Origin of the sequence: Roseivirga misakiensis, assembly GCF_001747105.1 — a bacterium.
GTDB lineage: Bacteria > Bacteroidota > Bacteroidia > Cytophagales > Cyclobacteriaceae > Roseivirga > Roseivirga misakiensis.
In genome coordinates this window covers 867960-885071 of record NZ_MDGQ01000003.1, presented here as the reverse complement: position 1 = coordinate 885071, position 17112 = coordinate 867960, and the positions used below count along the sequence as shown (strand labels likewise).

Annotated in this window: 5 protein-coding genes; 3 read left to right on the top strand and 2 right to left on the bottom strand. The window is 42.2% G+C overall.

Going from position 1 to position 17112, the window contains the following annotated elements; genetic code table 11:
• The first annotated feature begins 4 nt into the window (after window positions 1–4).
• From atpG to BFP71_RS04160, 3 genes are read left to right on the top strand one after another with little or no spacing between them, the layout of a single operon-like run.
• Window positions 5–883: an ATP synthase F1 subunit gamma gene (gene atpG / locus BFP71_RS04170; RefSeq protein ID WP_069834171.1), complete on the top strand. Its 879-nt coding sequence runs from the start codon at window positions 5–7 to the stop codon at window positions 881–883.
• A 58-nt stretch (window positions 884–941) separates the two neighbouring features.
• The gene (locus tag BFP71_RS04165) at window positions 942–1754 is read left to right on the top strand and encodes a hypothetical protein (protein ID WP_141719668.1); all 813 of its coding nucleotides are present in this window, start codon (window positions 942–944) and stop codon (window positions 1752–1754) included.
• On the top strand, window positions 1751–2359 hold the full coding sequence (locus tag BFP71_RS04160; protein ID WP_069834169.1) for a class I SAM-dependent methyltransferase: 609 nt from the start codon (window positions 1751–1753) through the stop codon (window positions 2357–2359). The genes BFP71_RS04165 and BFP71_RS04160 overlap by 4 nt, the downstream gene beginning before the upstream one ends.
• Here the strand turns inward: BFP71_RS04160 and BFP71_RS04155 are convergent.
• A complete protein-coding gene (locus tag BFP71_RS04155) occupies window positions 2356–9549 on the bottom strand; it encodes a hypothetical protein (protein WP_069834168.1) in 7194 nt (2397 codons plus the stop codon). The two genes, BFP71_RS04160 and BFP71_RS04155, sit on opposite strands and share 4 nt — an antisense overlap.
• Window positions 9550–9736: 187 nt before the next feature.
• Window positions 9737–16726: a LamG domain-containing protein gene (locus BFP71_RS04150; RefSeq protein ID WP_069834167.1), complete on the bottom strand. Its 6990-nt coding sequence runs from the start codon at window positions 16724–16726 to the stop codon at window positions 9737–9739.
• Window positions 16727–17112 lie beyond the last annotated feature (386 nt).

Sequence of the window (17112 nt, the reverse complement as noted above, 5' to 3'; positions counted from 1 at the left end):
GCCTATGGCAAGCTTAAAGGAAGTAAAAGAAAGGATTGTATCGGTTAGTTCTACGCAACAGATCACTAAAGCCATGAAAATGGTGGCGGCGGCTAAGTTGAGAAGAGCACAAGACCGTATTATCCAGTTACGCCCTTATTCTGAAAAACTGGGTGGCCTTTTAGCCAATGTTTCTTCTGGTAATGCTGAAGAAGGAATGAATACCTACGGAGAAGTAAGAGATGTAAAGCGTGTGCTTTTTATCCCAGTTACTTCTGATAGAGGTCTTTGTGGAGCATTTAACTCAAATATCTTTAAAGCCGTAAGAACGGCCTTGACTGATGAAGAGTATGCTAACGCTGAGGTTGAAATTCTTCCAATTGGTAAAAAAGCTTTCGACTTCTTTAAGAAGAAAGAAAATCCAGTGAATGAAGATCATTGGAATGTATTCGGAAACCTATCTTTCGACGCTGTAAAAACTGCAGCCGAAGAAGCAATGGAAGGCTTTGCTTCAGGTAAATACGATAAAGTTGTATTAGTGTACAACGAATTCAAAAATGTAGCGACCCAAATCGTAAGAACTGAGCAGTTCCTACCAATTATGGAAGTGGCTACGGATAAGGGTTCTTCTAACACTAATACAGACTACATTTATGAGCCGTCAAAAGACTTTATTATTGAGGAGCTTATTCCTAAGTCATTGAAGATTCAAATGTACAAGGCTGTGCTCGAATCAAATGCATCAGAGCATGGTGCGCGAATGACAGCTATGGGTAAAGCTACTGATAACGCTGCTGATCTATTGAAGGAGTTGAAACTGACTTACAATAGAACACGTCAGGCAGCAATTACTAAGGAAATCTTAGAGATTGTTGGTGGTGCTGAGGCCTTGGCTTCAGAATAATGAAGATTTAATCGAATCTAGATATATTGAACCCTGGCTAAATAGTCAGGGTTTTTTTATGCAGAAAGTTGTCGCCATAGTTCAAAACCTGAGCCTCGATATTGCCATTGGGGCAATGATATCGTGCTTATTCATTGGGGCGATTTTTCAAGTCGATATTAATAACCATATGCTTATTGGCCTTGGTATCGCTATCTGGCTCATCTATACGTTCGATCATTTAAGAGACGCTCGACTCGCAAAATCAAGACCCGTGAACCCACGGCATGCCTTCCATTATGACTATAAATTGCCCTTAACCGTCGCTGCCATTTCCCTCTTCATCGTAGGAGTCATCAATGCTACTTTTTTACCCGTAAAAACAATTGAGCTAGGACTTATACTGGTATTACTCAGCGGACTTTACTTTTTTTACATCTATAAGAGTAAGCGAAAGGCAAGCAAGGAGTTTTTTGCAGCATTTGTATATACAGCGGGCATTTTTACAGCACCCCTAAGCCTGTTAGACTCCGTTGAATTGACTGTTTGGTTACTTATTGGTCAATTTTTTTTATTGGCTTGCGCAAATTTGATGATCATTCCCCTTTACGAAATACGCATTGATGAGCAAGACAATGTAAACTCACTAGTGAGGTATGTAGGTGCAAGTAAAGCCGAAAAAATTATCTTATTCATTTTGGGCCTTAACGTACTGATCGTGGTTTATTTCTTCGTGACCCAGAACGGTTTTCAGCAAGCCCAATATGTAATAATAGCCATGACCCTCTCTTTGTTTGTCCTCCTGTCGAAGCATGTGATCTTTACTAAAGGCCAGCTTTACAGAATTATTTGCGACGGTATTTTCTTCTTACCAGGCTTGTATTTTATATGAGGAACAACTTCGATCATGTTGCTCCATTTTATGATGCTTTGGCGAGCTTTATTTTCGGTAATGAACTTGAAAAAGCGCAGCGACTCTTGCTAAATGATATTCCTCCAGGATCACGCGTGCTCATAGTAGGAGGGGGCAGTGGAAAAATTCTAGAGTGGCTACCCAAAGACCTGGGGCTAACGGTTGCTTATGTTGAACTATCAGCCAAAATGATCGAATTGGCACGAAAAAGAAGCTTTAAGGGCAAAAGGATAACTTATCTCCAAGAGGATGTTCGCAAAGTTTCAGGTGATTACGATGTTGTTATCGCGAACTTTTTTCTCGATTGCTTCGATCAACACGCGTTGCCAGAGATTATCAAAAAGCTAAACGAATTATTGGTGAAAGATGGCAAGCTATTGGTAACGGATTTCTCTATGCCAACAAACCTTAGACAAAGCCTTTTGCTAAAGTCAATGCATATTTTTTTTAGGATTGCTTCACGCTTAGAATCAAAGAAACTTCGAGACATTAAGCATCACGTATTAGCAGCTGATTTTGTCATAAGAAAAGAGAAGTACTCTTCTAATCAGTTGATATTTTCCGCGCTATTCGAGAAATCTTAGCGAACAATCACTTTCAATGTGGTTGTATCACCAGATTGATCAATGATTCTAATAAGGTTCAGACCAGAATCGAACCCATCGGTACTTATGTCAATGTACGCTTTGATAACAAGTGCCGAGTGCTCTTCTTTTCTAATTATTTGACCCGTTCTATTGATGATGACTAACTGTAAATCTTTATCCTCGTCTACGCTGTAGGCAATCCTTAGCGTTTCCCCTTTTCGCACTGGGTTAGGATACGCCGTATAGGAAGCTTTAAACTGACTTTCGACCCTAACCGATCTAATTTCTGAATAGTCGAATTCGCCGCTGAAATCGGTTTGTTTTAGGCGATAGTATGACAAACCATTGGCAGGTTTAGTGTGCGTATAGCTATAGAAAAGTACAGCATCGCTATTGCCAGCACCATCAATGTTAGCCACTTCTTTAAAGTTGACCCCATCAGTACTACTTTCAATGGTGAAGAATGCATTGTTTGTCTCAGAAGCAGTTACCCAATCAAGCTTTACTTTACCATCGTGGCTCGTTTCTGCTGTAAAAGAAATCAAAGTGATCGGAAGGGCGTCGGCTTCGATAGAACCTAAAGTATAGTACTGCCCATCAGTAAAGTTTACTTCAAAAGTGACCGTTTGACCATCGATGGAAACAGGTTCGATCAGAGTGACTCCGTCTGAGAAATCGTCATCGCCGTCTACCATCAAACGAACTAAGTTCAAGTTATTGGCACCGAATGGAGTCCCTGTTACACCAGACAGGTCGTAAGTAACCAAAACGGTTCCTACATCTCCAGTTTCTTGGACTTTCCACTCTCTATTCAATCGGCTACTAATTCCTGCAGGCCGCTCATTATTGTTAATCGCCTCAATGGATGCATTGTCATTTCCAGAAACAATAAAACTATCGTTTTCTCTGAAAGCTACTGAGTCCAGTTCAAAAGTAACGATCGCATCACTATTGATACTCTTCGATTTCAGTTGTTCAAAACAGGATAAGTCATCTCTACCGATACCAAAAATATCATTATGATAAGTGCTTCCTTGCCCATCTATATCCCAAATAGCATCGCCATCTGCTGCCAAGTAATCTTCATCTGTTTCAGTTAAGCCGCTTACTACTCTAGTAATACCATATTTAATGGCCAAATAAGTTTCTACTCTAGCTCTTTCCTGTGCTGAAAGTACTTTGTCGAATACAAGTACTTCTGCTATATCACCTTCAAACTGGCCATCGGCATCGTACGCCGTGTGATTTCCTATGGCAAAAGTTCCACCGTTATCTAGCACCGTGTTGTCAGAAGTTGCAGAACCTACATTCTCAGAGTTCACATATAGGTTTATACCATCAGCTTGGTTACCATCTACTCTAGTGGCAGTAGCAATTCTTGGTACTTCGTCAATATATTGTGTAGCAGGCCTTATGTTGTAGTCGTCATTATTACTTGCATTTACATAAAGCCTTCCTTCGGCCAGTCCAAGGCCATAGTTGTCATTGCCTCCATTTTCATTGGAAATAAGGGCAGGTGCTTCTGCAAAGTCAGTTGCTGAGCCATCATTTTGAGCCGTTTTGAAAACACTGATCAACGTTAGGTTATCCGTACTTGAATTACTCGATGTTTCTAACCAAGAGTTGTTGGTAGATTGTGCATTGGCAAATCGTATAGATGGGTTAAAGTTGATTTCGTCCGCTTGATAAGTGGGCTCTACTGGCGAACCACCACCTGCATTTTGCTCTGTAGCACTGTTTGCTGGAGAACTTTGATCCGTCCAAGTACTAATATTAGCGTTGTCGGTTGTAGTGTTTGTACCCAAATCAGCTCTTAACCAAAGTGCTATATCCGTATTTACGCCTCCTGGTCCACAAGTAACATTATTCGTACCGATCGTAAAGAATTGCCCATCGGTTAAATTGACGCCAGTAAATGAAAGAATATTTCCGTTAAGAGTACCTCCAGTAATAATATCAGCATCTGCCATAGTAGATGTTCCACCAACCAGTAGTGAAAAGGCTGAAGGATCACTCAGATCATATCCAAGCCCTGTTAAATCAAATTGCAGTTCGGTTTCACCAACAGTTCCTGTATCCTGAACTTTCCATACCCTTTCCATACGCTCAGCAACAGTTTCTGGAACATCACTCGTATTTACGTTCGCATCATCAGTTAGCCCATTATCATTTCCCCAGATTAGGTAGTCATGATCATCGTCGAAAGTACTTACATTCTCACCATTAGAATCAGCTATGCTGCCTAGCCCAACAGTCAAGATATCGTCTGTGTCTTCAGCCGTTGATTGTTTTTGCTGCCAACATGAATTATCGTCACGACCAATTCCTGCAACATCGTTGTGGTAGGTAGAGTTTGCAGAGTAATCCCATACGACTGTTGTTCCATCAGATGTAACATAGTCTCCTTCAGTAACTGATCCTGAAATTACTTCGCCTAGGTTGGTGTCATTATCTGAGTCCTCAGTGAGTGTAATACCATATTTTAAAGCTAGGTAAGTATAAACTTGTTGCTTCTGGATGTCAGTGATGTCATTATCGAAAACGATTACTTCAGGAATAAGGCCATTATAGCTACCTAGACTTCCAACATTACCAACAAAGTTTGTATTTGAGCCTTGAAGATCGGTGGTGTTTGAATCTGTATTCCGAGCAAAATTACCACCTCTAGTTTCTTCTAAAACACGGCCAGTGCCATCATAATCTCCGAATAGTATGAAAGGTGCACTAGGACTGTTGAACCCATTGGTGGTAACATTTAAATCATTTCCCCAATGCGCCAAAGTGGCCTGCGTATCATTATTTCTATAACCAAAATGCAGGTTTTCATTACTTGTTCCGCCTGGTGAGCCAAGCACGAAATTATACTCAGTACCGTCTTGTCTTATACCTACGCCAAACATTGTATAATCTCCTCCATTAGTAGCGCCAGATTTTATATTAGCAAGATTTCCAAGCGATAGCCTATCATCGGCTCCGTCAAAGTCGATGGTAGGGTTGAAGTTGATATTATCAGTGGTATTGTTCTTAAACAATGGTGGCGTTCCATCAGACGCAGCGTTGGTACTCGTGCCTGACTGATCCGACCATGTGCTTAAGGTGGTATTGTCAGTCGTAGTAGATGTTCCTGCATCTGCTCTTAGCCAAACGTAAAGGGCTGATGTTACTCCTCCTGGTCCGCATTGAGTTCTTGCCGTCCCTAAAGTGAAGAATTGTCCATCGGTTAGGTCGATATTGGTAAATGTAAGTGTGTTCCCTACCAATGAAGCAGCTGGAATAGTGGTAGCGCCTGAAAAATCACCCCCAACATTGGTGTCTGATATGATAAGCTGAAAGTCACTCACATTAGTGCTATACCCTAAGCCTGTGATGTCGAATTCTATGGTTGTGGCACCTACAGTACCTGTTTCATCAACCTTCCAGACACGTTGCATTCGCTCAGTAACGTTGCCAGGAAGCAGTGTTACGTTGTTCAATGCATTTGCTTGGTTTGGATTAGTATCATCGTTACCCCAAATCAAGAAGGAGTCATCGGCAGCAAATTCGTTGGTATTAGAAGCATTATCTGCTTCAATCGTTCCTAAGCCCATAGTCACTATGGCGTCACTGTTTTGACTTACGGACTGCTTTTGGTCTAAGCATGACATGTCGTCTCTACCAATTCCAGCTATATCTGAATTATAGGTGGAATTAACGCTCGCTTCCCAAATTACACCATCGTCTGAGGCTAAGTAATCGGTATTAGAAGATTGGTCTATGGTAATACCATATTTTATGGCTAGATAAGACTGTACTTTTTGTCGATCTGTAGCTGATAAGGTACCAGCATATACAATTACTTCACCTAGAAAACCTACGAAGTCGTTGCCTCCCGTATCATCATCACCGAGCGTATAATTGTAAGTTCCAAGGCCTGCATCTGATTCGCCAGTGCTATATAATGATTCGAAGCTTGCACCGTTTTGAAAAATATTTGCAGTGTTTCCTGAAGGGTGATCAATAGACCATATATTCCAACTGTCTTCATTTAAGTTGGTCGAATAATTTCCTGCCGCCGCGTAGCGTGAATTGATGAAGAAACTTCGGTCATCACTTGTTCCTCCGCGGAACTCAAACAACGCATCATCGTTTCCAGATGAACTGTTGATAAATCCAGCACTAAAGATAGTAAGGCCATCAGTTGTGGTTGTAAAATCACCTTGTAATGACGTGGCATCATTATCAAAGGAGATGGCTGGGTTAAAGTTAACTGTGTTTGTTTCGAATGTTGTAAGGTTAGAAGGGTCATCAGCATCGTTGGCCCCAGTACTAGAATCTCCCCAACCAGAAACAGTCTGCCCATCTGTAGCTAAAGTGGTACCTGTATTGAAAACATCTTCATCTGCTTTAAGCCAAAGTGCCAGATTCGTTTCTACACCACCAGGAGAACAAATAGCGAAGTCAGTTCCAAGGGTAAAATACTGACCATTTTCAAGGTCTACTCCAGTAAAAGTGATCACATCGCCCACTATAGTTCCTCCTGTCAGCACTGTTGCATTACTAAAGTCAGCATTAGAACTACTACCGGCTACCAATAAACTAAAGTCATTTTCATTTCCACTGAGCCCAAGACCAGCTAGATCAAAGGAAACTGAAGTTGTAAGTACTTCATTTCTTTCGGCAACTCTCCAAACTCTTTCTAGTCGGCTGTCTATAGTATCTGGTTTCGTAACCACATCTGACTCTGTCAGGGCGCCGTTATCGTTACCCCAGATAAGCCAAGTATCGTTTGTACTGATAGTTGCACCACGATCAATGGTGACTATTGCATCTGAGTTTTCACTCTTGGATTTTGGCTGATCAAGTTCAGAATTATCATCTCGGCCAATTCCGGCAATATCGTTGTTGTATTCCAAGTACCCTCCGATACTAGCACTAGTTGTTGTGTTAAAAATTGTAGTTCCATCAGAGTTTACATAATTGACCGGGCTGCTTTGGTCCAGAGTTATTCCGTACTTAATGGCCAAGTAGCTTTCAATTCGGTTCCGCTGAGCAGCAGAAAATGACCCAGGTTCGTTGCAATAGATGAACTCAGGAATTGAGCCGTAAAAAGACGCTGCATCACCTTCATCCAAGGTAACAGACTCAGTGGTACAGTCCACAACAATGGCGTCTAAATCAAAATCTACTTGACTACCAGTAATTGCATCTTCTTTAGTGATTAGTAAATATCTGAAGGCTTGGCTTGATGTAATGGTATTTGTTATAAATGTTGTAGATGTGGTAGAAAGTGGGGTTACCTCCGTAAAAGTTGACACATCACTAACTGTAGATTCTCTGATGATTGGTATAGCAGATCCAGCTCCAGCAGTAGTTTTTTTCCTCCAAGTAATGTCATACTCGGTGCCCAAAGGATATTCTTCCCCAAAATCTAAAATGATAGTATTTCCATCGGTATATACTTGCGCAAATGCTCCATCCGGTAGCCCGATTATGTTAGTAGAATTAGTGACTCCAGACTGGGATTCAATACCATCTGTAGCAGGTACGGGGCACTCTGCTGGTGTTGTAACTATCGTTTGCGAGTTAAAATCACCTAGACCTATTTGATCAGAATGATCAGCTAATTGACCTACTCCACTAAAGCTACCAAAGCTTTGTCCATTGAGGTAAGCTGTTATAGTACCAGTGCCCGAGGCACTGCCATTAAATTCAAATGTTATAATGTATTCGGTTTCGGTAGTAAGCGCTGTACTGATTGTCGAAAGTGTGCCACCGTTGTTCCAAGGTGAAGAAACACCAGAACCTGAATCGTCACTAATATTGTAAGCTGTAACCACCAGACTACCTGATTCTACATACATATCAATTCCTCGGTCATCATCACCCTGTTCGTAAATTTGCTGCTTCGTGGTAATGTTGTTACCGGTTCGCATAGCGATGTTGAATGACTTGGTGGTATATGGCTCACCGCCGACATTGTAATCAGAGTTATTGGCGATCTGTAATCCAGTTTCACTGGCATCAAGGAAATCTACTGTTGGGTTAAAGTTGATGGCTTCGGCAGCAGACGCACTACCATCTCGGTAAGTAGGAGCTGTACCAAGAGTAGTCGCATCATGATCTCCCAAAGACTGGTCTTGCCAATCTGTTACTGAAGCAGCATCAGTTGCGGTGGTGACTCCTTCGTTGGCTTTTAACCAAGTATTTAGCGCCGCTTTATATCCGCCTGGGCCTGTTGTTCTTACTAATTCGCCGTCACTTGAAACCGCAGATACCGCACCTGCTGCCATGTCAAGTCCACTATTATTGGAATTTGACGGGAAGGTACTAATATCCGTTAAGTCATGATCAGTAGTATTTACGTCTACACCAAATAGGGAGTATCCATATACGATTTGGCCTGCCGTAATACCAAGCTCTGCAAAGGTTATTCCAGTACCACCTAGTGCTTGCGTACTACTTCCCGTTGGAATTGGGTCTTCACCCAAGGCTTGCTGGAGGAATAATATAGACAAGCCAAGATCTACAACTCCAGATCCAAAATCACCGGGCGCTACACTTACTAAGTTTCCATAAGATGCTGGATCACCATTCGCATCTAAACTTAAAATCATGGCGATTTTAAACTCTCCGTTGGCACCACGGTCCATTACAGGAATGGCTGCATTAGCTGGAGTGGAAGTAGCCATACCAGTACGATAAATAGCGTCTATTCTTTCAATGTTCGAGGCATTTGTTCCAGAATTTACGAGTACGTTATCATAACCGATATTTAGTAGGTTAGCTTGATATAAAGATCGCTCGGGTACTTGACGCTCAGGGGCTAAGTAAATTTCGTCCGCTGTATTATCTACAGCACCGTCTGCTTCAATCCATAAACTTAAACGCGAAGCTGATCCTAATCTCCTTAGTGCGAGTGTATCAGGATCCAAAAGGAAGTCGTAATCTATACCACCAAGCGTGTATCCCGTAATTCGTCTGTTGTTTTCTGTTGTCGTATTACGAGAAAAGAATATATCATAAGAAACGTTATCGTCAATTGTCTGACCAGAGCTTGGAGATGACGTTGCGGTGTAGTCATTGGCAGAATTATTCACATCAATCCAATCAAACCGAATATCGGTTAGTGGATTTTGTGCGTAGGAATTAGTCCCTAGTAGCAGTAAGAAAATAATGCCTATAACTAGGCATAATCTATTCGGTAACATGTCAGCGTTTTGGCGTCAGTAGTCAAAGACTATTCCAGAATGTAAATATAAGCAACAATTCGCTTTACATGCACAAAAACACTGTTCGCATACAATTTTTTGTATAAACGGCGATAATTAATTCCCATATTGGGAATTTAGTTCCAATACTTCGATTGATTTCAAGATAACAAGTTGGTTAGATTAATTACCGGACAATCACTTTGAGTGTAGTCGTGTTTCCAGTTTGATCGATGATTCTAATGAGGTTTAATCCAGCATTAAAACCTGTTGTACTTACTTCGAGGTACTCGTTTCTAGCCAACGCTGTATGAACTTCCTTTCTTAAGACTTTACCAGTTCTATTCAGTAAAATCAATTGTAATTCTTTGTCTTCTTGTACCTGATAAGCTATTCTCAATGTTTCACCCTTTCTTATTGGGTTAGGATACGCCTTGTAAGTAGCTTCGAATTGGCTTTCTACTCTCACCGATCTGATTTCCGAGTATTCAAATTCTCCGCTAAAATCAGTTTGCTTTAGCCTGTAGAACGATAGTCCGTTAGCAGGCTTAGTATGGGTGTAGGTATAGAATAACACCGCATCACTATTTCCTGCTCCATCTATATTTGCTACTTCGTTAAAATTCACCCCGTCGGTACTGTTTTCTATGGTATAGAAAGCGTTATTCACTTCAGAGGCAGTCACCCAATCAAGTTGAACTTGACCTTGCTCATTTACTTCAGCTTCGAAAGAGAGTAATGTAATTGGTAAGGCGGCAACTTCAATAGAACCCAATGTATAGTACTGGCCATTGGTAAAGTTAACCGTAAATGTCGCTGTGTTTCCACCGCCATCAATTGCTGAAGGACTAATGTAAGTTGTTCCGCCATTAGAGAAGTCACCGTCATCATCAACCATAAGTCTCAGTTGCGTTAGGTTGTTGGTACCTACGCCTAATGGTCCTGTAATGCTCGTAAGATCAAATGTGACCTCAATGTCACCAAGGGTGCCTGTTTCCTGAACTCGCCACTCTCTGTTGAGTCGACTTTGTACCTGAGCGCCATCAAATTCTCGGTTATCTGAATTCTCGATAGCCGCATTATCATTTCCAGATACGATAAACGCATCATTATTATTGAATACGCCACCTGGCTGTGTGAAGGTAACTAGTGCATCACTATTTTCACTTTTAGAGCTTGTTTGGGAAAGACAAGAAAGATCATCTCTACCGATACCGAATATGTCGTTGTAATAAGTCGTGCCTTGTCCATCGAAGTCCCAAATGACATCCCCATCAGCTGCACGGTAATCTCTCTCGTCGACTCCGCCGGTTGCTCCATTATCGGAGGCATTCATTGTAAGACCGTACTTGAGTGCCAAATAGGATTCTACTCTATTGCGTTCTTCCGAGCTCAGCACGCTTGAGAATACAATACTTTCGGCAATATCGCCGGCGAACTGTGCATCTACATCACCGTCACTGTGGTTTCCAATACCGAATGAGGAAGGTGCAGTAAGTGCAGAAGTACTTCCAGTTCCTGTGGCTTCACTGTTACCGTCGACAAAGACGGTGATAGCCCCAGATGATTGTGTCCTTGTGGCTGTCACAAAATGAGGGGAGTTATTATTGAAGGTAGTGGCAGTTTCCGCGTCAAATCCTGTTGAGGTATTTGCATTGACCCAAATAGTACCGTTTTCCATACCAAGACCATAGTCAAATGTGCTTCCTGTTTCACTAGCTCCGATCAGGGCAGGGGAGTTGACGAAGTCACCGGCCGTACCCGCGGCTTGTCCAGTTTTAAAGACAGAGATCAATGTCATATCACCTGAAACCGTATTAGAACTCGTTTCAATGTAAGAGGCATTATTAGAGTTAGGATCAACAAACCTAAGGGCAGGATTGAAGTTGATTTCATTTGCTTCAAAGGTAGGCTCGATAGGCCCGCCACCACCGAGGTTAGATTCACTACCATTGTCAGCAGGCGAGCTTTGATCATTCCATTGGAGTACATTGTCTCCATCAGTAGCTGCGGTTGATCCTGCATCGGAGAATGCTTCTAAGTCACCTCTTAACCAAAGGGCAATATTTGTGTTAACCCCACCAGGGCCACAGGTTTCCAAAGCCGTACCTAGGGTAAAGTACTGTCCATCAGTTAGATTGATACCAGAGAAAGAAAGTACATCGCCATTAAATGTTCCCCCAGCGACTAAGGTACCGCCGGCCATTGTTCCTCCACTACCTGCATCAGCGATGATAAGTCTAAAATCAGCCGCATCGCTCGAATAGTTTAGCCCAGTTAAATCAAATTGAATTTCAGTTTCGCCAACGGTTCCTGTATCTTCTACCCTCCAGACTCTTCTCATTCTTTCAGAAACAGTACTTGGCAAGTCACTTAAATCTCCAGCAGCCGTTGCTTGGTTAGTTGCAACACCATCATGTCCCCAGACTAAGAAATCAAGATCGTCATGTATTCCTGAGTTCGAAGCATTATTGGTAGCAATTGCATCTAAACCGATGGTTAGAATAGTTCCATCTGAAGCACTGGTACTTTGTTTCTGGTTTAAACAAGCAGCGTCATCTCTACCAATACCTGCCATGCCATTGTGGTAAGTGCTATTACCATTTGATTCATCCCAGATGATAGTTGTCTCATTTGATGCAACCAGGTCACCTTCTTGAACAGATCCAACTCCAATTGATTCATTAAGTGTTGTATTATTATTGTTGTCTTGTGGTACGGTAATACCATACTTGATAGAGAAGTAGGAATAGATACGTAGTTTCTCCAAATCAGTCACCTCTCTATTGTACACGAGCACCTCACTGATAAAGCCATCATAACTTCCAACTGAAACAAGGTCTCCAACGTAATTGGTCTGTGTACCACTGATGGGGGTAGTATTACCATCGGTAGCTCTGTTAAAATCATCTGACCTGAGTTCCTCAACGACTCTATCACCACTAGTATAGGTAGCGCCGACAAGGAAAGGAGTATTTGGACTATTAAAAGCATTGACTGGTACATCCAAATCATTACCCCAGTGGGCAATGGTAGCATTAGTACTATTTCGATAGCCAAAGTGTAGGTCTTGGTTAGTCGTTCCTCCAGTAGAGCCTAGAACGTAGTTGGTCGATCCATCGTCTCTCAGACCAACACCAAACATACTATACTGACCTGTCCCAGAAGCGGATTTAATTTCACTAAGATCCCCAAGGCTAAGGCGATCATTAGAACCATCAAATTCCATAGTTGGTTGAAAGTTGATATTGTCTGTTGTATTGTCTCTATACAATGGTGGATTGCCATCATCAATTGCATTGTTTGAAGCTGTAGACTGATCAGTCCAAGTGGTTAAAGTAGTGTTGTCCACTAGGGTCGAGGTCCCTTGGTCAGGTCTTAGCCATAGTACCATACTACTGGTAACACCACCTGGGGCACAGAATTCCGAAGCAACACCGAGTGTAAAGAATTGACCATCAGTTAAATCTACCCCACTAAATGTGAGGACACCCCCATTAAAAGTTCCGCCAGTTATTGTTGTACCGTTTTCTAATGAGGTATTATCACCACCATTGGCAATTATAAGTTGATAGTCTCCTGCATTTCCGCTGTATCCTGGCAAAGAGGTAAGGTCGAATGAGATATCCGTTGCACCAACATCTCCTGTATCCTGAGCTTTCCATACACGAAGCATCCGGTCTGTTACCGTTCCTGGAGTACCTGCGGTCGTAATATTGGCAAAGTCCGTACTTGCACCATCTGAACCCCATGTAAAGAAATCCCCGTCATCATCAAAGGAGTTACTATTGGCATCATTGGTGGCGGCGATTTCTCCCAAACCAACAGTTACAATCGCATCATCATTTCCGCTTCTGGATTGCTTTTGTTCTAAACAAGCATCATCATCACGCCCAATGCCTGCAATATTTACATCATAACCCGGATTGACGGATGCATCCCAAATCGCTATACCGTCAGAGGATGTGAAATCAGTGGCACTAGTCTGATCCAACGTAATTCCATACTTGATGGCCATACTGCTTTCAATTCTGTTTCTATCTGCCGCAGAGTAAGAACTCGGTTCATTATAAAAACTCATTTCTGAGATAAAACCTACGAATGATGACGCTCCACTGGTTGTACCATCGCCATAACGTGATGCAGAATTCTCATCACCAAGTCCAATTGGATCAGTATGAGGATACAATCGGCCAACATTTGATAACGGAGTCCCAAAGCTGGCGCCATTTAAATAACCTGTTACGGTTCCTGTGATAGCATCGTTGCCGGCGTAATCAAACGTGACGATGTAGTCGGTATTGACTGCAATTGAAGAGGTGTTTACAGTTGCTATTGCTCCTGCTGTATTCCATGGAGCACCAATCCCGTCACTGGCTTGGTTCCAAGCGGAAAGATGTAGTACACCAGATTGTATGTATAGGTTGATTCCGCGTGTGGCCCCACCTTGCTCATAAATCACTTGCTGTGTAGTAATGTCATCACCCGTTCTGAAGGCTATTGTGAATTTTTTAGAGGTCGATTCATCAGCATTAAAGCCGCCAACATTGGCGATAAAAAGACCAGTGCTCCCGGTATTAAAGTCAATTGTGGGATTAAAGTTGACCAAATTTGTAGTAGCTCTATAGATAGGGGCTGTTAGGACTACTGCATCGTTATTTGATGGTGTCTGATCATCCCAAATGGTCACATTAGCGCCTTCTGTCGCTGTGGTTACGCCTTCATCGGCCCGAAGCCACATTAGTATTCCATCATTGTAGTTACCTGGCGTACAGAAGAAGAAAGCTGTGCCAAGCGTGAAATATTCACCATCTTCTAAATCTACTCCGGTGAATGTCAATGTATTGCCTACAAGCGTCCCTCCAGTTAAAACGGTGGCGTTACTAAAGTCACCATTAGAGCTGTTCGAAGCGACTAAAAGGCTAAAATCATCTGGATTCGTGCTTAACCCCAAGCCTGTAATATCGAACGAAACGGAGGTAGTCAATACTTCGTTTTCTTCCGCTACTCTCCAGACCCGCTCCAATCTCGTATCAATGGTGCTTGGTGAAGTTACAGACGAACTTTCTGTCAATGCACCTCCGTCATTTCCCCAAATGAGCCAAGTATCATCTGTGCTGATGGAAGCGCCTCTGTCAATGGTCACCACACTGCCTGCATTTTCACTCCTTGAGGCCGGTTGGTCTAACTCAGAATCATCGTCTCGACCGATTCCAGCGATATCATTGTTGTATTCCAAATAACCACCTATGGCTGCGCTACTCGTGGTGTTAAAGATGATATCTCCAGCAGAATTGACATAGTTTATTGGGGTTGATTGATCCAATGTGATCCCGTACTTTATGGCCAAATAGCTTTCTATTCTATTTCTTCCGGCAGTAGTTAAGGCTGCAGGGTCATTGCAGTAGATAAATTCAGCAATTTCTCCTTGATAAGAATCTGCATCTGTTGTGTTATTGTGATAACGAGACCCTCCATCTTGATCACCCAAGCCAATATCATTCCCGTGGTTATAGAGGATGCCCACACTACTGAGCGAGCCAAAGCTCTGCCCGTTCAAAAAGAGCGTCACGGTTCCTGTAAAATCAGTGCTACCATCAAACTCGAGGGTCAAGATATATTCTGTATCAATGGCGATACTTGTGCTCACGAAACTCGTGGGTGTGCCGTTGTTCCATGGTGCGCCGGCACTTGTGTCATTATTCCTATTCCAAACAGCACCGTACAATGTGCCCCCATCAATGTAAATTCCTAGACCATTTCCACCACCGCCCTCTTCAAAGATTTGTTGCCTTGTGGTAACATCCGTAGTGCTTGTTCTAAAAGCAATATTGATAGATTTTCGAGTAAAGGGGCCATTTATATTGTAGTCATCACTGTCAGGTGTTTGAAGACCCGTGTCAGAACCAGTTAAGAAATCTACTGTTGGATTAAAGTTGATTGAACTAGTTGAACTACGGAAAGTTGGTGCGGTACCGAGTGTCGTGTAATCATTGTCTGCCACAGACTGATCTTCCCAAAAGCCTACAGAACCACCTTCTGTAGAAGCAGCACCTCCGTTGGATACAAAGGCGCCGTCATTCGCTTTGAGCCATGTTCTTAAGACATTATTGGCCTTATAACCCCCAGGCCCAACAGTTTCGATAAGGTTATCGTCACTTGCCACAGCAGCGGATACCCCAGCCACAAGATCAAGTCCAGAGTCATTAGATCTAGTATCATTAGGAAAGGTACTGATGTCTGTCAAATCTACACCAGCAGCTACCGTTACTGCTCCACTTGTTACGGCATTGCCAGCATTAGAAACGTACCCGTTAACTACATCGGCTGGGAATATAGAATAACCAAAAATTGATTGGTTAGCAGAGATTCCGAGTTCAGTGAAAGATACAGCAACTCCCTGAATTGTTTGAGCAGTTTGGAAAACGTCTGTGCCAATATTGAGCAATGGAAGAGGAGTACTGCCAGATGTTTCTCTTCTTAGGATAAGGTAATTGTTAAAAGTCGACCCAGTTCCTGGCCAATCATTCTCTGAAATTCCTATCAATGTACCATAGGATGCCGGCGTACCGTCTGAGTTGAGGCTGGTAATTGCCGCAATAGCAATATTATCATTTCCGCCTCTTTCTATGACTGGAAAAACCGCTGTTGTTGGATCTGAAGTTTGTATTCCTGAATACCAGACGACATCCACGCGTTCTGTTTCTACTTCAATACTCCCGGATGCTGCATCATCGATATTTACCAAAATATTGTCATATCCTGCGTTTAGATTTCCGCTTAGATAAATTGCATCGGCATCTTCAACTTCGTCGGCATCTAGGTTCGCGATGTCATCCGTAGGAGGTGTATTGTCGACTAATGTGCTATTTAGCGTAAACCAAATGTTTACCAATCGATCGGTGGATAAAGCTCTATTAAGTACAAGGGTATCAGGTGCTAGAAAACGATCATATGTTACACCACCAACTATATAAGAGCTTACTTTGATGTTGTTCCCCACGCCATAGTTAACCGTTATTTCTTCACCAGCGTCATCAGCTAGCGAGTTTCCAGCATCACTCGGGATTTCTACATTAAGATTAGAGGTAGCAGTACCAGAAACGGTAGTGGTATTGATCGTGGTAATATCCGATTGGGCATACAGATTTTCACATAACCCAAGGGTCAGTGCCACTATGAGTAGCGCTATGTATTTATTAGTAAGTATGGTTCTGATGTCTAGGTGTTGAGCCAGTGGCTCAGCGCCATAAAATTAACTTTTATTATATTTTTTCGATTAAAACTTCTCAAAAATTAGTGTCATCAAAAAAACATATTCAATCACTATATGTGATTCTTTCTATATAGTCTCAATTGAAGAAAAACCCTCCCTTGAAATGACTGTATTTCAGTTTAAGTAAAAGTTTCACGTGATATAGTGAACTTCATTCAACCGAATTCTTTAGATTAAATATGGTGCCAAAGTGGATTTTGAATTGAATAGTGGGGATAATCGATGATTTTGACGCTTTATCGTTACTTTCTTGAGTAATAAAATTCCCGCATTGGGAATTTTTTCTC